Raw genomic sequence first — 21,219 nt, forward strand, 5'->3', positions numbered from 1 at the left:
CATGGCTGGTCCGTCCATCCTAGGGGCGCCTCCCCGGCGGGCAGGGGACGGTGCGCCGCTGTTTAGGTGACGCCCCTCGCCGTATGGGAGACTGGGGTGCAGTTCTGCACGACTACAGTGCCTGAAGAAGAAGGAGGCAGCCCATGAGCAAGCGAGCACGCAAGCGTCGCGACCGCAAGCGCGGAGGCGCGAACCACGGTAAGCGCCCCAACACCTGAGTCCAGGCGTGAGAAGCACGACGACAGAACCTCCGGCCCCGAAGGGTCCGGAGGTTCTGTCCTTCTACGGCCGGCTGACGTACGCCGTCGGCAGGGTCAGTGGTCCACCGTCTTCAGGTGGCTGATGCGATCGAGGATGCTGGCCTTCAGCGTGGACGGCGCCACCTCGGTGCAGGACCGCTTCACCACGGAGCGGATCACGCACTCGAGATCGTGCTCCTCCGCGCACTGCGGGCACCCGTCCAAGTGGTCCTTGATGTCCACCAGGTCCTGGTGCGACAGCGCACCGTCCAGGTACTCGTACAGCCGTTCGATCCTCGAGTCGGCGCAGTCGCCCATGCTCCCGCAATCGCTCATTTCTCCATCTCCTGTTCTGTGCCCGCTGCCTTCGCGCCGCCGGTCGTTACCCGGACCCTGGCGCCTGTGCCGTCCCCGAGGCCCCGCTCGTAGGCGTATTCCGCGAGAAGCTCGCGCAGCAGCTTGCGGCCGCGGTGCAGCCGGGACATGACCGTCCCGATGGGCGTATTCATGATTTCCGAGATCTCCTTGTACGCGAAGCCCTCGACGTCCGAGAAGTAGACGGCAAGCCTGAACTCCTCGGGAATGGCCTGCAGGGCGCTCTTGACGTCGGAATCGGGCAGGTGGTCGAGCGCCTCGGCCTCGGCGGACCGCAGCCCCATCGAGGTGTGTTCGGCGGCCTTCGCGAGCTGCCAGTCCTCGATCGTGTCCGAGTGCGACTGCAGGGGCTCGCGCTGCCTCTTGCGGTACAGGTTGATGTAGGTGTTCGTGAGGATGCGGTACAGCCACGCCTTGAGGTTGGTCCCCGGCTTGTACTGGTGGAAGGCCGAGAACGCCTTGGTGTACGCCTCCTGCACCAGGTCCTCTGCATCACTGGGGTTGCGGGCCATGCGCATGGCGGCCGAGTACAGCTGGTCGACGTACTGCATCGCGTCACGCTCGAAGCGCGCCTTGCGGTCAGCCTCCGACTCCGTCGAGACGTCCAGCTGTGCGTCTTTGGCCTGGTTACTGCCTGCGGGGGCTGTTGTATTCATCGAGTCGAAGTCTACGCGTCCGCCCCCTCGCGACGCCGGGGCACCGGCACGCCGCACCGTTGTCGACAGCTGGAAATCCGGCCTGCCGATCGTCGCCGTCTGGAGAACCGTCATCGGTGCATCCCCTTCCGTTCGGGTTCCTGTACACCTCCTCCAACCCCGGGCCGGGACCTTCTATTCCTGTACATCCGCCCGCAGCCGGTCGGTTGACGGGCTGCGGGCAACCCCGGCACCCGTCGCGGTCACTGATCGCACGGCCCGGCGCGGCATGCAAAACTAGACTCAGCGTGCTTCGTATCCGTCCAAGCAATGCCCGGCAGCAGCCGCCGGGCCACCAGGAGGCAGTTGTGACCCTTGTCCGCGTTATCGCCCGTCCCATGATCGCCAGCAGCTTCGTGTTCTCCGGCGTCGACCGGCTCCGCGCCGCCGGAGCCACCGCACCGCAGCTGAAGCCCGTCCTCGCAGGAGTCACGAAGGTGGTCCCCTCGGCCGCCGCCATCACAGGGAACGAGAAGCTCGTGGGCCAGGTGCTCGGCGCGACGCAGGTCGGTGCCGCACTGCTGCTGGGCATCGGCCGGTTCTCCCGTGTCGCGGCACTGCTGCTCACGGTCACTGCGACGGTCAACGCCCTCGTCGACTACCGCTCCGCCGATTCAGCCACGAAGGAGGGTAAGAAGGCCCGCCGCACCCAGCTGCTGAAGAACCTCTCCCTGATCGGCGCCGTCCTGCTCGCCGCCGTGGACACCAACGGTCGCCCGGGCCTCGCCTGGCGGGCCGAGCACCTCGCCATGGACGCGAAGAAGAACGCGACCGGCCTCGGCAAGGACGCGCGCAAGCAGCTGAAGAAGGCCGACAAGGCCGTGCGCAAGACCGCCGCAGACGTCGTCGGTTCCTAGACTCCGTGACGACCTCCCCAGGCGGGGTGCCCGGCCAGACCATGTGGCGGGCGCCCCGCCTGACGCATGCCGTGGACGCAGCCATCTCGGTTCCGGGCTCCAAGTCCCTCACCAATCGCTACTTGGTGCTCGCGGCCCTGGCCGACGGTCCGTGCGTCCTCCGCCGCCCCCTGCACTCCCGTGACTCCGCCCTGATGATCACCGCGCTGCGCTCGCTCGGTGCCGTGATCGACGACATACCGGGCGACGGCGACTTCGGGCCCGACCTGCGTGTCACCCCCCTTCCCACGGGTGCGCACGAGCCGTCCGCACGGACCGTCGACTGCGGCCTCGCGGGGACGGTCATGCGCTTCGTCCCGGCACTGGCGGGCCTGGTCACCGGGACCACGGCCTTCGACGGCGATCCCCACGCGCGCCGCCGGCCGATGGGAGCGATCATCGATGCGCTGCGCGGCCTCGGCATCAGCATCGACGACGGCGGTGCGGGTTCGTTGCCCTTCACCATCGAGGGCCGGGGCGGGGTGCGGGGCGGCCGACTCGTCATCGACGCGTCCGCCTCCTCGCAGTTCGTGTCCGCCCTGCTGCTCGTCGGCGCGCGATTCGACGAGGGACTGCACCTCGAACACGTCGGCAAGCCCGTGCCGAGCCTCGACCACGTCCGCATGACCGTCGAGACCCTGCGCTCCCTCGGCGTCGCGGTGGACGACTCCGTCCCGGACCACTGGCACGTGCCCCCCGGCCCCATCCCCGCGTTCGACGTCGCGATCGAGCCGGACCTCTCCAACGCGGGGCCGTTCCTGGCGGCGGCCGTCGTCACGGGCGGTACCGTCCGCATCCGCAACTGGCCGTCCGGCACCACGCAGGTCGGCGACGCGTGGCGCCGCATCCTGCCTTCGATGGGTGCGACGGCGACGCTCGACGACGGCACCCTCACCGTGACCGGCGGGCCGTCGATCACCGGCGGCGTCTTCGCGGACACCTCGGAGCTGGCCCCGACCGTGGCAGCGCTGTGTGCCCTGGCGACGACGCCGTCGACCCTCACCGGGATCGCACACCTCCGCGGCCACGAGACCGATCGGCTGGCGGCCCTCGCCGCCGAGATCACCGGACTCGGCGGGAGGGTCGAGGAGACGGCCGACGGCCTCGTGATCGAGCCCGCCCCGCTGCACGGCGGCGTCTTCCACACCTACGAGGACCACCGCATGGCGACCGCCGGGGCGATCCTCGGCCTCGCCGTCGACGGCGTGCAGGTCGAGAACATCGGGACGACGGCGAAGACCATGCCGGAGTTCCCCGAGCTCTGGGCGGCCGTCGTGTCCCCCGCCACGCCGTCCACCACGATCGAGTCGGGTGCACGGGCATGAGCGAGGCCGGCAACCGCAGGGGTTCGCGCGCCTGGGACGAGTCGGACGTCCGGATCCGCCCCAACAAGAAGGGCACGCGCCCGCGGACCAAGACACGTCCCGCCTACGACGACGCGGTGATCGGTCGCGTGGTGACCGTGGACCGCGGCCGCTACACCGCGGTGGTCGAGGAGGACACGCCGGGCGAGCGGATCGTCGTGGCCGCCCGGGCCCGGGAGCTGCGGCGCAACGCCGTCGTCGCCGGTGACCTCGTGGCCCTCGTCGGGGACCTGTCCGGTGGGCCGGATTCCCTCGCGCGGCTCGTGCGCATCGAGGAGCGGCGCACCGTGCTGCGGCGCAGCGCCGACGACACCGACCCGGTGGAGCGCGTCGTCGTCGCCAATGCCGACCAGCTGGTCATCGTCGTCGCGGCGGCCAATCCCGAGCCGAGGACCGGCTTCATCGACCGCGCGCTCGTGGCCGCCTACGACGCCGGGATCGAGCCGCTGCTGTGCATCACCAAGGCCGACCTCCGCGATCCCGCGGACCTGCTCGCCAACTACGAGCACCTCGACCTGCGCGTCATCATCAGCCGGACGGACGAGGGCGTGGGCATCGAGGCCACCTCCGACGACGGCGAGTCCGCGCGGCTCTCGCACGGAGCCGTGGACGCCCTGCGGGACGAGCTCGACGGACAGGTCAGCGTGCTGCTGGGACACTCGGGGGTGGGCAAGTCCACCATGGTGAATGCCCTCACGGGGTCCACCCGCGCGACGGGCGGAGTCAACGCCGTCACCGGGCGCGGGCGCCACACGTCGTCGTCCGCCCTCGCCCTGAAGGCCGCGGACGCGTCGCCGGGTACGTGGATCATCGACACCCCCGGCATCCGCTCCTTCGGGCTGGCGCACGTGGATGCGGACCGCATCCTCCAGGCGTTCCCCGACCTCGAGCCCGGGACCGAGCGCTGCGAGCGCGGCTGCCGCCATGACGACAACGCGGTGGACTGCGGCCTGGACGGCTTCGTCGCCGAGGGGCTCGCGGGCGAATCGGGTCCGGTCCGGCTCGCCAGCCTCCGCAGGTTGCTGACGGCCGGGATCGCGGATCCCCGGGGCAATGCGCATGATGCGAAGGAGCTGGGCCAGCAGTAGGCGAGGAACTGCTAGACTGGCATCTGTTGTTGTTTGCGCATTAAATTTCAAGCCTTGACCCTCCACCTGGAGTTCGACAGCTTTTGACGTAAAGCGGGTAACGAACACCACGATGAGCCCCGATCGTCGGGACGCTCTCCCAGGTAAGGATGTACAACATGGCTACTGGCACAGTGAAATGGTTCAACGCCGAAAAGGGCTTCGGCTTCATCGCTCCCGAGGACGGCGGCGCTGACGTGTTCGCCCACTTCTCCGCGATCAACTCGAACGGCTACCGTTCCCTCGAGGAGAACCAGAAGGTCAACTTCGAGACCACCCAGGGCCCCAAGGGTCCCCAGGCCGAGAACATCACCGTTCTCTGATCCTGCTCGGCACCGCTGACGCGGCGCCGGATCGAAAGCCACCGCGCGGCGAGAGCCCGCGGTGGCTTTTCGCTGTCATGACCCGCCCGGCCGCGCCCCGGCATGCGCGGGCCCACCGGGACGATAGGTTGATCGGTATGAGTTTCATGCAGGGCTACAACGACGACCTCCGGCTCGCGCACATCATGGCCGACTCCGTCGACGACCAGACGATGTCCCGCTTCAAGGCCCTCGACCTCCGGATCGAGACCAAGCCGGACCTCACGCCCGTGACGGACGCCGACAAAGGCGCCGAGGAGGCGATCCGCGGGCAGCTCTCGAGGGCACGGCCCCGCGACGCCGTGCTCGGCGAGGAGTTCGGCAGCACCGGCTCCGGCTCACGCCGCTGGGTGATTGACCCCATCGACGGCACGAAGAACTTCGTCCGCGGCGTCCCCGTGTGGGCAACGCTCATCTCGCTGGTCGACGACGGCAAGCCCGTCGTCGGTGTCGTCAGCGCTCCCGCCCTGGGCAAGCGCTGGTGGGCCGCCGAGGGGACCGGCGCCTACACCGGTAAGTCCCTCGCCGCGGCGCAGCGCCTCAGGGTCTCCAACGTCTCCCGCCTCGAGGATGCCTCCCTCTCCTACTCCAGCCTGTCCGGCTGGCGCGAGCGCGGGGCGCTCGCCGAATTCGTCAACCTGACGGACCGCGTGTGGCGGACGCGCGCCTACGGCGACTTCTGGTCCTACTGCCTGGTGGCCGAGGGCGCCGTCGACATCGCCTGCGAACCCGCCTTGAATCTGTACGACATGGCGGCCCTGGTCCCGATCGTGACCGAGGCCGGTGGCCGCTTCACCTCGCTCGACGGCGAGGACGGACCCCACGGCGGCAATGCGCTCGCCACCAACGGGACGCTCCACAGCGAGGTCCTCCGCACGTTGAATCCCGATGTGGACGATCTTCTCTAGCAGCCGACCGGCACCTGGACACACGGCATGAACATCGGCCCCCGGCTCGACGACGACCGCCGGCGCGAACTGGCGGGCGCCTACCTCTCGGGAGCCGGGCGCTACGACCGCGTACGGCCCGGCTACCCCTCTGCCGTCGCCGACTGGGTCGTCCCGGCGGACGCGCGCCAGGCGGTCGACGTCGGCGCCGGTACGGGACTGTTCACCCGCGACCTCGTGGAGCGCGGGCTCGAGGCCACGGCGATCGATCCCTCCGAGGACATGCTGGCCGTCCTCGCCACGCACCTGCCCGAGGTTCCCGCGGTGGTCGGCACCGCCGAGCAGACGGGTCTCCCCCGGTCCTCCGCCGATCTGCTGGTGCTCGCGCAGACCTGGCACTGGTGCGACCACGCAGCCACCGTCGACGAGGCCGCCCGCGTGCTGCGGCCCGGCGGCAGACTCGCCGTGGTGTGGAACCAGCTCGATGTCTCCCTCCCCTGGGTCCACCGGCTCTCGAGGATCATGCACGCCGGAGACGTGTTCTCCCCCGAGGACCGCCCGTCCTTCGGCCCGGCCTTCGGCGCGTCCGAGGAGCTGCTCGTGCACTGGACCCAGGAACTCGCCGTCGAGGACGTCGTCGACCTGGCCCGGTCGCGGAGCTACTACCGCCGGGCGGGCCCGGCGCTGCGCTCGCGGGTGGAGACCAACCTCTCGTGGTACCTGACGGACTACCTCGCCTTCCGGCCGGAAGCGGTGCTCCGCCTGCCCTACTACACCCATGCGTGGCGCGCGGACCTTCCCCTGCCCTAGATTTCGGCCTGCCTCGACGTTAGATTTAGGCATGCCTCAACATCGATCCGCACCGGTGACGGGGACGATCGCCCTCGCCGCCTCCCTCCTGCTCGCCGGTTGTGCGGCGTCGGCCGGGGCAGCACCGGGCGAGGGCCGGGAGGACGACCGCGCGCTGGTCCTCACGACCTTCTCCGTCCTGGCGGATCTCGCCGACACGGTGGGCGGGGGCCACGTCCGCGTGGAGTCGATCACGAAGGTCGGCGCGGAGATCCACGGGTACGAACCGACACCCTCGGACCTGGTCCGCGCCCAGGAGGCGGACCTCATCCTCGACAACGGGCTCGGGCTGGAGCGCTGGTTCGAGCGGTTCCTGAACTCGGTCGACGCTCCCCACGTGGTCCTCTCCGACGGCGTTGAACGGGTCGACATCCGGTCCGGCGACTACACGGGCCGGGCGAATCCGCACGCGTGGATGTCGCCGGTCGCCGCACAGACCTATGTGGACAACACCGTCTCGGCCCTCTCGCGCCTCGAACCCGGCCACGCCGCCGACTTCGAGGAGAACGGGCGCGCGCTGAAGGCCGAACTGGAGGACATCCTCGCCGACTTCAGGGCGGACATCGCCGGGATCGACGAGCCGGCGCTGGTCAGCTGCGAAGGTGCGTTCTCCTACCTGGCGCGGGACACGGGACTGCAGGAAGCCTTCCTCTGGCCCGTCAATGCCGACGCGGAGGGCACCCCACGCCAGATCCGCGGCGTCATCGATTTCGTCGAGGAGAACGACGTCCCGACGCTCTTCTGCGAATCCACGGTCAATCCGTCCGCCCAGGAACAGGTGGCTCTCACCACGGGCGCCCGGCTCGGCGGGACCCTCTACGTCGATTCGCTCTCCACCGAGGACGGCCCGGTGCCCACGTTCGTCGACCTCATCCGCTACGACCTGCGGACCATCGCGGAAGGACTCGCCCGATGAGCAGCATGCCCACCGACCACGTGCCGACGGGCGACGCCCCGGAGGACGGTGCCCCGGTCCTCGATGTCCGCGGGGTCGGTGTGACCTACGACGACGTGCAGGCGCTCGACGACGTCTCGGTGTCGCTGCGGGCCGGCAGCATCTGCGGCCTGATCGGCGTCAACGGTTCGGGTAAGTCGACGCTCTTCAAGGCACTGATGGGGCTCGTGGCCCCGCAGCAGGGCACGGTGGAGCTCTTCGGCCGGACGACGGCGGCGGCGCGGAAGGCAGGCCTCGTCGCGTACATGCCGCAGGCCGAGGAGGTGGACTGGACCTTCCCAGTGTCGGTGTCCGACGTCGTCGGGATGGGCGTGTACGGGCGTCTCGGAGCTGCACGCCGGCTCCGTCCGGCGGATCGTGCCGCCGTCGGCGAGGCGCTCGAGCGGGTGGGCCTGACCGACCTCGCGAGGCGCCAGATCGGCCGGCTCTCCGGCGGACAGCGCAAGCGCGTGTTCATCGCCCGCAGCATCGCGCAGGACGCACGCCTGCTGCTGCTCGACGAGCCCTTCGCGGGGGTCGACCAGGCGAGCGAGCGCACCATGACCGCACTCCTGAGGGACCTGCGCGAGGAAGGCCGGACGGTGCTCGTCTCGACGCACGATCTCGCGGGGGTACCGGAGTTCTGCGACGAGGCCGTCCTGCTGCACCGGCGGGTCCTCGCCCACGGGCACCCGGCCGCGGTACTGACACAGGGCAACCTGGCTCGCGCCTTCGGAGCCGCCCCGTCCGACGCCGTTCCCCGGCCCCTCCTTCCCGCCCCGATCGGAGAAATGTGACATGGACGTGCTCGCCTTCCTCGTCGAACCCCTGCAGTACGGTTTCCTCACCCGGGCACTGGCCGTGACCGTCGCCGCCGCCGTCGTCGCCGCGGTACTCTCCTGCTGGCTGATCCTCATGGGCTGGTCGCTCATGGGCGACGCCGTGTCCCACGCCGTCCTCCCCGGAGTGGCGCTGGCGTACATCATCGGCATCCCGTTCTCGATCGGTGCCTTCGTCTTCGGCGCGGGTGCGGTGGCGCTCATCGGGATCGTCCGGTCGACGACGAAGCTCAAGGCCGACACGGTGATCGGTGTGGTGTTCACGGCGCTGTTCGCGGCGGGGCTAGCGATCGTCTCCGCCACCCCGTCGCAGATCGACCTGATGCACATCCTCTTCGGCAACGTGCTCGGCGTGTCGGCGAGCGATGTCTGGCAGGTCCTCATCCTGGGGGCCGTCACGCTCGCGATCCTGCTGTTCAAGCGCCGGGACCTCACCCTGCTGGCCTTCGACCGCACGCACGCCCACGTGATCGGCCTCAACACCCGCTTCCTCTCGGCGCTCCTGCTGGGGCTCCTCGCCCTCACGGTGGTCGTCGGCCTGCAGGCCGTCGGGATCATCCTCGTCGTGGCGATGCTGATCACGCCCGGCGCCACGGCTTTCCTGCTCTCGCGCAGCTTCGACCGCATGCTGGTGATCGCCGTCGTCCTCACCGTCGCCGCGTCCGTCACCGGCATCTACGCCAGCTACTACCTCGACATCTCCACCGGGGCCGCCGTGGTGCTGAGCCAGGCGATCGTCTTCGCCGTCGTCTACCTCGTCGGTCGACCGGACGGCGTGCTGTGGCAGGCACGTCGCCGGCGCCCGGGGTCGTCCGTCGGTGGACGGCGGCAGTCCGCGGATGCCGTCGCTGCTGCGGCCGTCGCCCCGCGATGCAGTGCCGACGACGCCGCGACGAGCGGCGCCTGATGGCCGGCCGGAAGGGTTCGGTGCTCAGCATCGAGTCCTCCAGCGTGCAGGACTACGTCAAGGCGATCTATGCGTCCACCGAATGGCAGGGGGGCGACGTCACGGCGTCCCACCTTGCCGGGCGCCTCTCCGTCGCCAACTCCTCCGTCACCGGGATGGTCACCAAACTGGTGGATCTGGGTCTCGCCGAGCACCGGAAGTACGGGCCCGTGGGCCTCACGCCGTCGGGCCGGGCTCTCGCCCTCGCCATGGTGCGGCGCCACCGCCTGATCGAGACCTTCCTCGTCACGGAGCTCGGTTACGGGTGGGACGAGGTGCACGACGAAGCCGAGCTGCTCGAGCACACGGTCTCGGACGCCTTCATCGAGCGAGTCGACGCGAAGCTCGGACGGCCCCGGCGGGACCCGCACGGGGACCCCATCCCGGCCGCGGACGGGACCGTCGTCTATCCGGTGGCGCACCGCCTCGACGGCCTGGACGACGGGCACACCGGCCGCCTCGTGCGCGTCAGCGACGACGATCCCGAGGTGCTGCGGTATCTGGACAGCGAGGGGATCCCGCTCGACGCAGACCTCCGGCTCGGGCGTCGCGGAGGGCAATCGCTGCTCGACCTGCACGTCGGGGCGGACGGCGCGCGGGCGCTCACCGTCGACGCGGTGCTCGCACGCGCCCTGTGGATCGAGAGCACCACGCCCCATCAGGGGTGCACGCTCGCCGAATCCTCGTCGACGCAGCGGTGACGCCCGTCGGGCAGCGCAGGGGACCACGCAGCAGTGACGACGCAGCCGTGACGACGCAGCCGTGACGCGCGTGTGACGCGGGGCATGCAGCGATGACGGTCCGGCCGCAGCCCCCTCATAGACTGGGCACGAAACCGGCTCGTGCACGGCCCCGATGCTCCTGGAGGGAGACCACCGATGACCACTCTCGGACTCGAGGAGGAATACCTCCTGCTCGAACCGCAGTCGGGTCTGCCGGCGGACCGCGCGCCCGAGGTGCAGGATCTGCTCGAGGCCAGTCCGGAGGTCGGTCGTGACGAGATCCAGCGCGAGCTGCTGTCCTGCCAGATCGAGACGGCGACGCCCGTGTGCGACACACTCACGCAGGCGGAGGAGTCGCTGCTGAACTTCCGCCGGAAGTTTGCCGAGGCCGCACGCCGCACCGGCAGCATCGGCGCCGCGACCGGCACGGCCCCGTGGATCCGGCAGGCGTACCCGGAGCTGACGGACAAGCAACGCTACGAGGACCTGAAGGCCACCGCCCCCGGAATCGTCGGCGACCAGTTCGTCAACGGCCTGCACGTCCACGTCGGGATCCCCGACCAGGAACGCGGGGTCCAGGCCCTCAATCGCATCCGGCCGTGGATCCCCCTCCTGACCGCCGTCAGCGTCAACTCACCGTACTGGCTCGGACGCGACAGCGGCTTCGGCAGCTGGCGCGTCATCCACTACCGCCGCTGGGCAGTTCAGGGAGTGGCCCCCTACTTCGCCGACGCCGAGGACTACGAGCGACGCATCAGCAGGCTCGGCGCGTCGGGGGCGATCCTCGACCGCGGTGTCCTGACCTGGGTGGCCCGCCTCTCCGACCACTACCCCACGCTCGAGCTGCGTGCCTGCGACGTCCAGCTCGAGGCCCAGGACTCGGTCCTCCTCGGGGCGCTCACGCGGGCGCTCGTCGTGACGGCCCTCGGGGACGCCGAGGCCGACACCCCTCCGCTCATCCCCGATCCCGAGCTGCTCGACGCAGCACTCTGGCAGGGTGCCCGCGACGGCCTGGCACACCATCTGGTCGACCTGGCGACGGCCGAGCCGGTGCCGGCCGGTCAGCATCTCGCCAGCTTCCTGGAATACGTGGGCCCGGCCCTCGAGGCGGAGGGCGACACCGACTGGGTCCGCGCCGGGCTCGCGCGACTGGCCGCCCGCGGGACGGGAGCCCAGCGTCAGCGGGAGGCCATGGGCGACGGCGGCATGCAGGCCCTCCTCGCCCTGTACGACGACACCCTGACGGCCGAACCCTAGGTCGCACTCGGCCGCTCCACCTCGTCCCTTCTCGTCCACGCGCACTCGGTCCTCTGCCGGGCGCAGTGGTGCCTGACCGTGCGCGCCGGCCGACCGCGGCCCGCGCCGGACCGAATGCCGGAGCGGCGTGCGGGACGGACGCAGACAGGATGTCCCGTCCGTCCCCCGCCTCAGTCCTCCTGCCGCAGCTCGATCAGCAGCGTCTGCTCGGGCAGCAGCACCGGTGCCTGCACCCCCGCCCGGGCCAGTGCCCGCCCCGAGAGTCGGAGGGGCGCGCCGTCGAGCGCTGCCTGCAGCCACGCGAGCGGCGACTGTCCGTTCCCGGGATGCCCCTCCTCCGGTACGGCGAGATCGACGAGGTAGTGTGCGTCGGCCGCCAGGCCGGGGAAGGTCAGCGCACCCGGCGGGTAGCTGGCGCTCGACGCCGTCAGGGAGTAGCCGAAGAGGGCGCGACGACGGTCGGCGGACACGATCCCGCGCAGGTCCATGGCATGGTCCGCCAGGTCGGCGTGCACGACCTGCCCGCGGTGCAGGTCCCCGCGCCAGGAGGTGTGGAGGCGGACATAGCGGCCGAGCACGGAGTACTCCGCCTCGGACAGGTCCGAGATGTCCCACTCGATGCCGTAGTGGCCGAAGATCGCGGTGGCAGCGCGGAACGGCAGCGTGTGTGCGCGGCCGGTCGAGTGCGACACCGGACCGCCCACATGCATACCCATCAGTTCGGGTGGCACCACGAGCCCCGTGTACTTCTGGTTGACGAGGCGTTCGATCGGGTCGATGCAGTCACTGGTCCAGATGCGGTCGGTCCGCTGCAGGATCCCGAGGTCCACTCGGGCACCACCGGAGGCGCAGCTCTCAATCTCCAGGGCGGGATGGCGGCGCCGCAGTTCGTCGAGCAGGGCGTAGAGCGCCTGGACGTGCCGGTGCCCGGCGGCCCTGCCCGTGCGGGCGTCGGCTGCTTCGAGCAGGTCCCTGTTGTGGTCCCACTTCACGTAGGCGATCTCGTACTCGGACAGGATGGCGTCGAGCCGTCCGAGGATGTAGGCGTAGGCCTCGGGGTTCCCGAGGTCGAGCACCTGCTGCTGCCGACCGGGCAGGGGAAGCCGTCCCTCGGGCTGCAGGATCCACTCGGGGTGGGCCCGGGCGAGATCCGAGTCCGGGTTGACCATCTCGGGCTCGAACCAGAGGCCGAACTCCATGCCCAGTGCCCGCACGTGGTCGACGATCGGCGAGAGCCCCTCGGGCCACACCGTCCCGTCGACGTACCAGTCCCCGAGGCTCGAGGTGTCGTCGCGACGCCCGCGGAACCAGCCGTCGTCGAGCACGAAGCGCTCGACGCCGAGGGACGCCGCTCGGTCGGCGAGCGCCTTCAGGCGTTCCAGGTCCATGCTGAAATAGACGGCCTCCCAGGTGTTCAGGGTGACGGGGCGCGGGCGTCGCGGGTGCGTGTCGCGGGAGCGCAGGTCACGGTGGAAGCGCGCGGAGAGCTCGTTCAGTCCGTCTCCCCAGGAGCCGACGGCCACCGGCGTGGAGTAGCTCTGGCCGGGCGCCAGGACGACCTCCCGGGGTGCGAGGACCTCGGATGCCGCCAGGAACGCCGCGCCGGCCGGCGTCTTCTCGGCCAGGACCTGCTGATTCCCGCTCCAGGCGAGGTGCACGCCCTGTACGGTCCCGCGTTCGAAGCCGAATCCGGGCGCTCCGGCGGCGAGCAGTACCGTGGCATCGGCGCCGGGCCTCCCCCGCCGGCTCGTCCGCGCGTAGGTCCCCGCCGTCAGGGCGTGCCGCTGCGGCGACCTCTCGCGGAGGTGGCGGCCGGTCGTGTCCAGGACCTCGACAGCAGTGGGGTGCAGCGGGAAGAACAGGGCGAGCGAGCGCACCTCGTAGTCGTCGTCGCCCGTGTTCGTCAGCGTGAGGCGTTGCGTGAACAGGCCCGAGTCGGTCAGGTGGAGGGTCGCGGTCAATCCGAGCCCGGCGTCGTCGTCGCTGGCCTCCACCACCGCGGTGGCGCCGTCGTCGTGCAGGGACGTGGCGGTGACGGTGAAGCGCGGATAGAGGTGGGTGCCGGCGCGGTCCCCGACCAGTCCGGGCGTGCCCTGCCAGCCCGCCGACTCCAGCGGGAGAAGGGTGAGGCGGGCAGGCACGTCGATGCCGCCCGACACGCGCTGGGGCTGCTGTGCCGCAGCGATCGCCTCGAGCTCCCCGCGGTCCACGGGACCGAGGTCCGCCCCCCAGTAGGCGAGGACGGGCAGCCCGAGGGGATGGGGCTCGAGCACGACGCTGGTGCCACCGCGCGAGAGATGGAGGGGTGTGGGGGTCATGCTTTATTTTTATCGGGAAACTAACCCGTGGGCAACACGCCTACCGCTCGCGGCTGTCCCTGCGCAGCAGACCGATGATGAGGCAGAGGAGACCGAGGAGAAGCGGCACGAGGGTCAGGAGCGTATGCGTCCCGCCGAGGTAGCTCATGATGAAGATGTAGACGAACGTGCCACCGACGAGGATCCAGCCGAGCACGATCAGAGCACGCCCCTTGTTGGGCGGCGGCAGTGGCGGGAGCCACGACGGCGGCCGGTCAGTCCAGCTCATCCTCCCAGTGTAGTTCGCGGGGCGTCGCCCGCTGCGGGCTGCTGTCTCCGGCCGGCGGCTGCGGGAAGGAGAGGCCCCAGCATCCACATCGTTCGGAGATCCCGCGCTGATGCCGAGCCCGTGATCGAGTCCGCGAACGGGTCCGCGAACGACGAAGCGCCCCGCCGGCTACCGGCGGAGCGCTTCGAGGGTGGTGGAGATGGCGGGAATTGAACCCGCGTCCGATGCAGTGTAGTCAGGGCTTCTCCGGGCGCAGTCTGCGTCGGTTTTTCTCGGCTCCAGCCATCGTGCAGACGAGTGGCTGCCAAGCCCAGTTGTATAAGAGTCCCCCCGATCCCTACAACGAGGATCGGGAGCAGTGGCCCTCTAAATGACGCCAGGATCCGGGGCGAGAGCAAACCCGGGCTGACGGACTAGCTAGGCTGCTTAGGCAGCGAGAGCGAAGTCAGTGCGCTTTTGTTCGGCACTTATTGTTTTACAAGGAGCGTTTACGAGATAACCCTGTATCCTCGGCCCGCTTCCCCTGTCGCGACTAACATCGTCGAAACCTGTCATCCCCATGTTCAGTTATCAAATGATTCCTGCGTCGTCCGTCCCACCGGCCGGGCGACTCCTCGAGTCTACCCCACCGCGGTCCGGGACCGCTGGGGACCTTCGCTCAGGGAGAACGACGGCGGTCACCCGCCGAGCGTCAGGCCGAGGATCACGATCGGGGCCTGCCACAACCGGACGACGACGAAGGCGAGGGTCACGAAGGCGATGCCGAGTGCCGCGAGCGCCGTCGTTGCGGCCTGCTTGCGCCGGAAGCTCCACCAGAAGATGAGGGCGTTCAGGATGAGCAGGACCGGCGAGATCCACACCAGCACCTGCGCGAAGAAGACGTAGACGAGGAAAACGAACGGAATGAGGGACAGGATCCCGACCGGTACGACGACCAGCAGCAGGACGAGGTCGACGACGGCTCCCAGGGTCACCCACCAGGGACGCCGGTAGGCCAGCTCGGACGGCTCCGGCTCCTCCTCGTCCTGGGCATCCCAGAAGACATCGCTCACGCGCCCAGGTTCTTCTCGCGCATCGCGCGGAGGGCCTCGCGGTTGTCCTGCTTCTCCCGCAGGGTCTGGCGCTTGTCGTAGTCGCGCTTACCCCTCGCGACCGCGATCTCGACCTTCGCCCGGCCATTGAGGAAATACAGCTGGAGAGGGACGAGCGTGAAGCCGGACTCACGGATCTTCTGCGAGATCTTCGTCAGTTCCTCGCGGTGGAGCAGCAGTTTGCGCCGTCGCCGTGCGGCGTGGTTGGTCCAGCTACCCTGCGAGTACTCGGAGATGTGGATCCCCTCGAGCCAGAGCTCGTCGTTGTAGAAGACCGCGTAACCGTCCACGAGCGAGGCCCTGCCGGCGCGCAGGGACTTCACCTCCGTCCCCATCAGGGCGAGGCCCGCCTCATACGTATCGAGGACGGCGTAGTCGTGGAAGGCCTTCCGATTGGTGGCCACCACTTTCCGGCCACTTTCCTTCGGCACGGCACAACTCCTTCGAACGACACTGCGGCAGGCGGAGGCCCGCGGATGAACAGTGTCTTCCATCCTACGACCTAGAACAAACCGATCGGATCGACGAGCGTGCCGTTCAGCATGGTCTCGAAGTGGAGGTGGCATCCGTTGGAGTTGCCCGTGGTGCCCGTATAGCCGATGAGTTGCCCTGCGCTCACGCGCTGTCCCACCGAGACGACGTAGCTGGTCAGGTGGTAGTAGTTGGTCGCGAGGGCGTTGCCGCCGATCACTCCGTGGTCCAGGACGATCCTGTTCCCCGCACCCGGCAGGACGCTCGAGTCCGCGTACCAGACCTCACCCGCGGCCGGAGCGTACAGGGGCGTCCCGCAGCCCACGCCGTAGTCGATCCCGGTGTGCATGTAGCCCCCGGTCCCATTGAAGTCGATCGTGCCGACCGGCGTGGGACGCCAGCCGAAACCGGAACTGATCGGGCCGGCGACCGGGGCCCTCAGGCCGAAGGCGCCGGGGCCCGACGGAGCCTGGACCGGAGCCTCGGGGATGACCGGCACCACGGGGGCGACCGGGGCGACGGGCGCGGCGACCTGAGGCACCACGGGCGCAGGGGCAGGCCTGTTGGCCGCCTCCGCTTCCGCCGCGCGCCGCGCGGTCTCCTCGGCTGCGCGACGATCGGCCTCCCGCTGCGCCTCGGCCTGGGCCTCGGCCTGCAACCGGGCCTGTTCGGCCGCGGCTGCAGCCTCCGCCGCCTTCTGCGCCTCCGCTGCCTTCCGGGCCTCCTCGGCTTTGCGCGCCTCCTCGGCCTTCCGGGCTTCCTCCAGCTGGCGGCGCTGGCGCTCGGCGAGGTCGGCGTTGTTCTGCTGCTGTGCCTTCTCGACGCCCGCGAGCTTGGCCTCGATGACGGGCTTCTGCGCCTGCAGCTTGGCGGACAGCGACGAGGTGTCCGCCACGAGCTTGTCGACCTTGGCCTTCTCGCCCGCCGCGGTGTCCCGTGCCGCCTGCTCGGCGGCGAGTGCGGCGTCGGCCTTCTCCTTGAGGCGCGTGATCTCGGCCTCCACGGCGACGAGCCTCGCCTGGCTGTTCGCGTTGGTGGCGTTCTGCTCGGACAGGCGCTCCATCGCTGCATTCTGCCCGCGGAGCGCCTGGTCCACCATGTCCATGGACTGCGTGAAGTCCTCCACGCCCTCGGCCCCGAGCAGCAGCGAGACGTTGGTCGGGACGCCTCCGTTCTTGTACGCCTCCGTGGCGATCTGGCCGATCACCTCGCGCGTCTCATCCATCTCCTGCCGGTCCGCGCGCAGCTCCTCGGTGATCTTGTTCCGGGTCTCCTGCGCCAGGTCGACCCGGACGGCGAGCGCCTCGACCTCCCCGGCCGACGACTCGACCCTGCTCTGCGCGTCGGCGAGGGACTGCTGTGCGGCCGGCAGTCGTCCCTGATAGGTCTTGAGCGTGCCGATGGTCTCCGCGATGTCCGAATCCAGGTACTCCATCGACTGCTGCACCTCGGCGATCTCGTTCTCGAGGGCGCTCTTCCGGTCGTCGAGTTCGTCGGCGACGACCGGCGTGCTGAAGCCGAGCGCGAGGGCGACGACGAGGGCGATCGACGTACCCGCCGTCGTGCGGACCACGAGAGCCTGTGTTTCGTTCCGGGCCCACCAGGATCTGGGTGAGCGCACGTGTCCCCTGGCGCTGAACGGCATGGTGCTAGACCTTTACGTATCGTCGGAGGGTGAGCAGGGATGAGAGTCCTGCGAGGATGGCTCCGAGCAGTATAAGCGCGGGAACCAGGATCAGGACCTGCTGGGAGGAGATGAACGCCGTCTGCGGGAAGGTGTTCACCAGCCAGCCGTCGATGACGAAGCGCGATGCACCGTACAGCGTGGCCGAAGCGAGCACCGCGCCGATGACCGCGGCAATGACGCCTTCGAGGACGAAGGGCAGCTGGATCACGGCCTTGGACGCTCCGACCAGGCGCATGATGCCGGTCTCCCGGCGGCGGCTGAACGCGGACAGACGGATCGTGGTGGCGATGAGCAGGATGGCGCAGAACGTCATGATGCCGGCGATCACGAGGGCGACGACGGACGCCCAGTTCATGTAGCGGAAGATCGCCTCGAGGAAGTCCCGCTGGTCGCTGACGGCCTCCACCCCCGGTTCGGACGAGAACGCCTCGTCGATGACCTCGTACTTCTCGGCGTCGACGAGGCTCACGCGGAACGACTCGGGCAACTGGTTTGCGGTGACGGAATCGACGATCGGCGAATTGGCGAACTGGTCGCGGAAGTGACCGAGCGCCTCCTCCTGCGATTCGTAGGAGACCGTGTCGATGTAGGGGGCGAACTGCTCGGACTCGAGCTTCCCCTCGATCGCCGCGCGCTGGTCCTCCGTCACGGGTCCCGCGGCGCAGCTGGTCTCGGAGGAGTTCTCGACGCAGAGGTAGACGGTCACCTGGACGCGGTCGTACCAGTAGCCCTTCATCTGGCTGATCTGCAGCTGGAACAGCCCGGCGGCTCCCACGAAGGTCAGCGAGATGAAGGTCACGAGGATCACGGAGGTGACCATGGACAGGTTGCGACGAATGCCCGACCCGATCTCGGACAGGATGAAGGCCAGCCTCACTCGACCACGACCCCGGTCTCACCGATGTAGATGCCCTGGGCGTCGTCGCGCACCACGGACCCGTGGTGCAGTTCGACGACGCGCTTGCGCATCGTGTTGACGATGTCGTCGTCGTGCGTGGCCATGACCACCGTGGTGCCGTTCTGGTTGATCCGGTCGAGGACCTTCATGATGCCCATCGACGTGGTGGGGTCGAGGTTTCCGGTGGGCTCGTCGGCGAGCAGGATCCCGGGTCGGTTCACGATGGCGCGGGCGATCGCGACGCGCTGCTGCTCGCCGCCCGAGAGCTCGTGCGGCATGCGGTTGTTCTTGCCCTCGAGGCCCACCGTCGCCAGGACGTCCGGCACGGTTTCGCGGATGACGGCGCGACTCCTGCCGATGACCTGCATCGCGAAAGCGACATTGGAGAAGACCGTCTTGTTCGGCAGGAGCCGGAAATCCTGGAAAACCACGCCGATACCGCGGCGGAGGCGAGGCACACGCCAGCTGGGGATGTTCGCCACGTTCTGGCCGGCGACGTAGACGGCGCCGCGCGAGGCCCGGTCCTCCTTGAGCACCAGGCGGATGAACGTCGACTTGCCGGAACCGGATGCACCGACGAGGAAGACGAACTCGCCACGGTCGATGTCGAGGGAGACGCCGTCGAGGGCGGGCCGCGACTTCTGGTCGTAGGTCTTCGTGACGCTGTCGAATCTGATCATGACCACTCTGCGCCCATGAGGTGCGCCGGGCACGGGCATTTGATGGGGGAAGGAAGCTCCGGCTCCTCGACTATAACGACGGCGTCACGAAGCGCCCGCTACCCCGGCGGTGTGTCGCAGTCAAGGGGCGGCTCGGAAACCCAGACCCATACCCGAGAGCCGCGGGTCTCTCATTCCGGAATTCGGGAGATGATAGGGAAATGCGCGGAATAATACTTGCCGGTGGCACAGGCTCACGACTTCACCCGATCACGCTCGGCATCAGTAAGCAACTTGTGCCGGTCTATGACAAACCGATGATCTACTATCCTCTCTCGACCCTCCTGCTCGCAGGAATCACGGACATCCTCATCATCACCACTCCCCGGGACGCGGCACAATTCCAAAGCCTGCTGGGTGACGGTGCGTGGTGCGGAGCGAATCTCACCTACGCGATCCAGCCGGAGCCCGACGGTCTCGCCCAGGCATTCATCATCGGCGAAGGGCATATCGGCAGCGACGACGTGGCGCTGGTTCTCGGGGACAACATCTTCTACGGCCCTGGGATGGGCGCAACGCTCAGCCGGTTCTCGGGCATCGACGGGGGTGCGATCTTCGGCTACCACGTCCAGGATCCGCGCCAGTACGGCGTCGTCGAGTTCGACCAGCATTTCAAGGCCCTGTCCCTGGAGGAGAAGCCGGAGCATCCGCGCAGCAATTACGCGGTCCCGGGTCTGTACTTCTACGACAACGACGTCATCTCCATCGCCCGATCATTGAAGCCGTCCGCACGCGGTGAACTCGAGATCACCGATATCAATCGGCACTATCTGGAAGCGGGGCGACTGAGGGTAGAGGTCCTGCCACGAGGGACGGCATGGCTCGACACCGGTACCTTCGATTCGCTCAACGACGCCTCCACCTTCGTCCGGACCATCGAACATCGGCAGGGTCTGAAGATCGGCGTGCCGGAGGAGATCGCCTGGCGTCGGGGGCTCCTGACCGACGATCAACTGCTCGAGCGGGCGAACGGGCTGCTCAAGAGCGGGTACGGGACGTATCTGCAGGATCTCATCGAGCGCGAACGGGACACAGCACTCACGAGTACGGGCTCCTGACGTGAGTGACGCCTGCAGGCGGTGATGTCGAGGAGGTGCGGCGGGACCTCCCGTCGCCGCCACGCACCCGCAGGCTGAGCCGGGGGAGGTCTAGGCGGCGTCGTTGCGGTTGTTGGTCCGCCAGCGGATGCCCGCGTCGATGAAGTCGTCGATCTCGCCGTCGAACACGGAGGACGTGTTGCCCACCTCGTGGTTGGTGCGCAGATCCTTGACCATCTGGTACGGATTGAGCACGTAGGAACGCATCTGGTCACCCCAGGACGCCTTCACGTCACCGGCGAACGCCTTCTTCTCCGCGTCCTCCTCCTGCTTCTTGAGCAGCAGGAGCCTGGATTGGAGGACCCTCATGGCGGCTGCCCGGTTCTGGATCTGGGACTTCTCGTTCTGCATGGACACGACGGTGCCGGTGGGGAGGTGGGTCAGGCGAACAGCGGAGTCGGTGGTGTTGACCGACTGGCCGCCCGGACCCGACGAGCGGAAGACATCGACGCGGATCTCGTTGTCCGGTACCTCGATGACATCCGTCTGCTCGATGAGCGGGATCACCTCGACGGCGGCGAAGGAGGTCTGCCGGCGGCCCTGGTTGTCGAAGGGACTGATGCGCACCAGACGATGCGTCCCCGCCTCGACGGACAGCGTTCCGAAGGCGTAGGGCGCCTTGACCTCGAAGGTCGCGGACTTCAGCCCGGCTTCCTCGGCGTAGGAGGTGTCGAGGACCTGCGTGGGATAGCCGTGACGCTCCGCCCAGCGGAGGTACATCCGGAGCAGCATCTCGGCGAAGTCCGCGGCGTCCACTCCCCCGGCGCCGGAACGGATCGTGACCACGGCTTCGCGCTCGTCCCACTCACCGGCGAGCAGTGTCACGATCTCGAGGTCGTCGAGGGACTTCCCGAGTGAGACGAGTTCCTTCTCGGCCTCGGCGAGCGAGTCCTCGTCCCCTTCGTCCTCGGCGAGTTCGACCAGCACCTCGAGGTCGTCGATGCGGCTGTTCAGGGTCTCGAGGCGCTCGAGCGCGGACTGCCGGTGGGAGAGCTTCGACGTCACCTTCTGCGCCGCTGCGGGGTCGTCCCAGAGATCGGGCGCCCCGGCTTCCTCGCTCAGTTCCTCGATGTCCTTGCGCATCCCCTCGACGTCGGAGACCTGCTCGATGGACTGGTACTTGGCGCGCAGGGCGCGGATCTCAGCGGGAAAATCAGTGGTTGCCATGGTCGTTCCAG

General features: G+C 68.9%; 23 protein-coding genes and 1 other RNA gene. 13 read left to right on the top strand and 11 right to left on the bottom strand.

The genetic code is table 11. The features are described from left to right. Positions 1 to 143: 143 nt before the first annotated feature. A complete protein-coding gene (locus ASF21_RS17610; RefSeq protein WP_369299106.1) occupies positions 144 to 218 on the top strand; it encodes a 50S ribosomal protein bL37 in 75 nt (24 codons plus the stop codon). A gap of 96 nt (positions 219 to 314) precedes the next feature. Here ASF21_RS17610 and rsrA read toward each other — a convergent pair whose 3' ends face one another. Both rsrA and ASF21_RS15035 read right to left on the bottom strand, forming a co-directional pair. Then, on the bottom strand, positions 315 to 575 hold the full coding sequence (gene rsrA, locus ASF21_RS15030) for a mycothiol system anti-sigma-R factor (RefSeq protein ID WP_055773106.1): 261 nt from the start codon (positions 573 to 575) through the stop codon (positions 315 to 317). Then, positions 572 to 1,270 (bottom strand): sigma-70 family RNA polymerase sigma factor, encoded by a 699-nt coding sequence (locus ASF21_RS15035; protein ID WP_235499026.1) that lies wholly within the window; start codon positions 1,268 to 1,270, stop codon positions 572 to 574. Before ASF21_RS15035 ends, rsrA begins: the two co-directional genes overlap by 4 nt. Positions 1,271 to 1,617: 347 nt before the next feature. Between ASF21_RS15035 and ASF21_RS15040 the strand changes: the two genes are divergently transcribed. The 11 genes from ASF21_RS15040 (at position 1,618) to ASF21_RS15090 (ending at position 11,492) form a co-directional block, all read left to right on the top strand. Beyond that, positions 1,618 to 2,166, top strand: a complete 549-nt coding sequence (locus ASF21_RS15040) for a DoxX family protein (RefSeq protein WP_055773109.1) — start codon at positions 1,618 to 1,620, stop codon at positions 2,164 to 2,166. A gap of 41 nt (positions 2,167 to 2,207) precedes the next feature. Then, positions 2,208 to 3,530: a 3-phosphoshikimate 1-carboxyvinyltransferase gene (aroA, locus tag ASF21_RS15045; RefSeq protein WP_055773222.1), complete on the top strand. Its 1,323-nt coding sequence runs from the start codon at positions 2,208 to 2,210 to the stop codon at positions 3,528 to 3,530. After that, a complete protein-coding gene (gene rsgA / locus ASF21_RS15050) occupies positions 3,527 to 4,657 on the top strand; it encodes a ribosome small subunit-dependent GTPase A (RefSeq protein ID WP_055773112.1) in 1,131 nt (376 codons plus the stop codon). Before aroA ends, rsgA begins: the two co-directional genes overlap by 4 nt. A gap of 158 nt (positions 4,658 to 4,815) precedes the next feature. Then, positions 4,816 to 5,019, top strand: a complete 204-nt coding sequence (locus tag ASF21_RS15055; RefSeq protein WP_043446208.1) for a cold-shock protein — start codon at positions 4,816 to 4,818, stop codon at positions 5,017 to 5,019. 137 nt (positions 5,020 to 5,156) lie between these two features. Next, positions 5,157 to 5,966 carry a histidinol-phosphatase gene (gene hisN / locus ASF21_RS15060; protein WP_055773117.1) on the top strand — a complete coding sequence of 270 codons (810 nt, stop codon included), beginning with the start codon at positions 5,157 to 5,159 and terminating at the stop codon, positions 5,964 to 5,966. A 27-nt stretch (positions 5,967 to 5,993) separates the two neighbouring features. Then, positions 5,994 to 6,755: a class I SAM-dependent methyltransferase gene (locus ASF21_RS15065; protein WP_055773120.1), complete on the top strand. Its 762-nt coding sequence runs from the start codon at positions 5,994 to 5,996 to the stop codon at positions 6,753 to 6,755. 31 nt (positions 6,756 to 6,786) lie between these two features. Beyond that, positions 6,787 to 7,710 (top strand): metal ABC transporter substrate-binding protein, encoded by a 924-nt coding sequence (locus ASF21_RS15070; protein WP_055773124.1) that lies wholly within the window; start codon positions 6,787 to 6,789, stop codon positions 7,708 to 7,710. Then, positions 7,707 to 8,525 (top strand): metal ABC transporter ATP-binding protein, encoded by an 819-nt coding sequence (locus ASF21_RS15075; protein WP_082471627.1) that lies wholly within the window; start codon positions 7,707 to 7,709, stop codon positions 8,523 to 8,525. The genes ASF21_RS15070 and ASF21_RS15075 overlap by 4 nt, the downstream gene beginning before the upstream one ends. A gap of 1 nt (position 8,526) precedes the next feature. After that, a complete protein-coding gene (locus ASF21_RS15080; protein ID WP_055773127.1) occupies positions 8,527 to 9,474 on the top strand; it encodes a metal ABC transporter permease in 948 nt (315 codons plus the stop codon). Further along, on the top strand, positions 9,474 to 10,214 hold the full coding sequence (locus tag ASF21_RS15085; protein ID WP_055773130.1) for a metal-dependent transcriptional regulator: 741 nt from the start codon (positions 9,474 to 9,476) through the stop codon (positions 10,212 to 10,214). Before ASF21_RS15080 ends, ASF21_RS15085 begins: the two co-directional genes overlap by 1 nt. 177 nt (positions 10,215 to 10,391) lie before the next feature. After that, the gene (locus ASF21_RS15090) at positions 10,392 to 11,492 is read left to right on the top strand and encodes a glutamate--cysteine ligase (protein WP_055773133.1); all 1,101 of its coding nucleotides are present in this window, start codon (positions 10,392 to 10,394) and stop codon (positions 11,490 to 11,492) included. A gap of 170 nt (positions 11,493 to 11,662) precedes the next feature. Here the strand turns inward: ASF21_RS15090 and ASF21_RS15095 are convergent, their stop codons facing one another. The 8 genes from ASF21_RS15095 to ftsE all read right to left on the bottom strand — a co-directional run bounded on the left by ASF21_RS15095 (position 11,663) and on the right by ftsE (position 18,905). Then, positions 11,663 to 13,810: an alpha-galactosidase gene (locus tag ASF21_RS15095; RefSeq protein WP_055773136.1), complete on the bottom strand. Its 2,148-nt coding sequence runs from the start codon at positions 13,808 to 13,810 to the stop codon at positions 11,663 to 11,665. Between the two features lie 40 nt (positions 13,811 to 13,850). Beyond that, positions 13,851 to 14,078: a hypothetical protein gene (locus tag ASF21_RS15100; RefSeq protein ID WP_055773138.1), complete on the bottom strand. Its 228-nt coding sequence runs from the start codon at positions 14,076 to 14,078 to the stop codon at positions 13,851 to 13,853. 191 nt (positions 14,079 to 14,269) lie between these two features. After that, positions 14,270 to 14,637: a transfer-messenger RNA gene (gene ssrA / locus ASF21_RS16610) on the bottom strand. 118 nt (positions 14,638 to 14,755) lie between these two features. Next, a complete protein-coding gene (locus tag ASF21_RS15105) occupies positions 14,756 to 15,130 on the bottom strand; it encodes a hypothetical protein (RefSeq protein ID WP_055773141.1) in 375 nt (124 codons plus the stop codon). Then, a complete protein-coding gene (smpB, locus tag ASF21_RS15110; protein ID WP_043446231.1) occupies positions 15,127 to 15,600 on the bottom strand; it encodes an SsrA-binding protein SmpB in 474 nt (157 codons plus the stop codon). The genes ASF21_RS15105 and smpB overlap by 4 nt, the downstream gene beginning before the upstream one ends. 71 nt (positions 15,601 to 15,671) lie before the next feature. Next, positions 15,672 to 17,261 carry a M23 family metallopeptidase gene (locus ASF21_RS17450; RefSeq protein ID WP_268753711.1) on the bottom strand — a complete coding sequence of 530 codons (1,590 nt, stop codon included), beginning with the start codon at positions 17,259 to 17,261 and terminating at the stop codon, positions 15,672 to 15,674. 28 nt (positions 17,262 to 17,289) lie between these two features. After that, the gene (gene ftsX, locus ASF21_RS15120) at positions 17,290 to 18,204 is read right to left on the bottom strand and encodes a permease-like cell division protein FtsX (RefSeq protein WP_055773147.1); all 915 of its coding nucleotides are present in this window, start codon (positions 18,202 to 18,204) and stop codon (positions 17,290 to 17,292) included. Continuing rightward, positions 18,201 to 18,905 carry a cell division ATP-binding protein FtsE gene (gene ftsE, locus ASF21_RS15125; RefSeq protein WP_055773150.1) on the bottom strand — a complete coding sequence of 235 codons (705 nt, stop codon included), beginning with the start codon at positions 18,903 to 18,905 and terminating at the stop codon, positions 18,201 to 18,203. The genes ftsX and ftsE overlap by 4 nt, the downstream gene beginning before the upstream one ends. Positions 18,906 to 19,105: 200 nt before the next feature. On the opposite strand from ftsE, the gene rfbA reads away from it, so the two are divergent. Beyond that, positions 19,106 to 20,002 (top strand): glucose-1-phosphate thymidylyltransferase RfbA, encoded by an 897-nt coding sequence (gene rfbA, locus ASF21_RS15130; RefSeq protein WP_055773155.1) that lies wholly within the window; start codon positions 19,106 to 19,108, stop codon positions 20,000 to 20,002. Positions 20,003 to 20,092: 90 nt separating this feature from the next. Here the strand turns inward: rfbA and prfB are convergent, their stop codons facing one another. Then, on the bottom strand, positions 20,093 to 21,208 hold the full coding sequence (prfB, locus tag ASF21_RS15135; protein ID WP_055773158.1) for a peptide chain release factor 2: 1,116 nt from the start codon (positions 21,206 to 21,208) through the stop codon (positions 20,093 to 20,095). Positions 21,209 to 21,219: the final 11 nt, after the last annotated feature.

The organism is Arthrobacter sp. Leaf234 (genome assembly GCF_001422665.1).
In the GTDB taxonomy this organism is placed as follows: Bacteria; Actinomycetota; Actinomycetes; order Actinomycetales; family Micrococcaceae; genus Arthrobacter_D.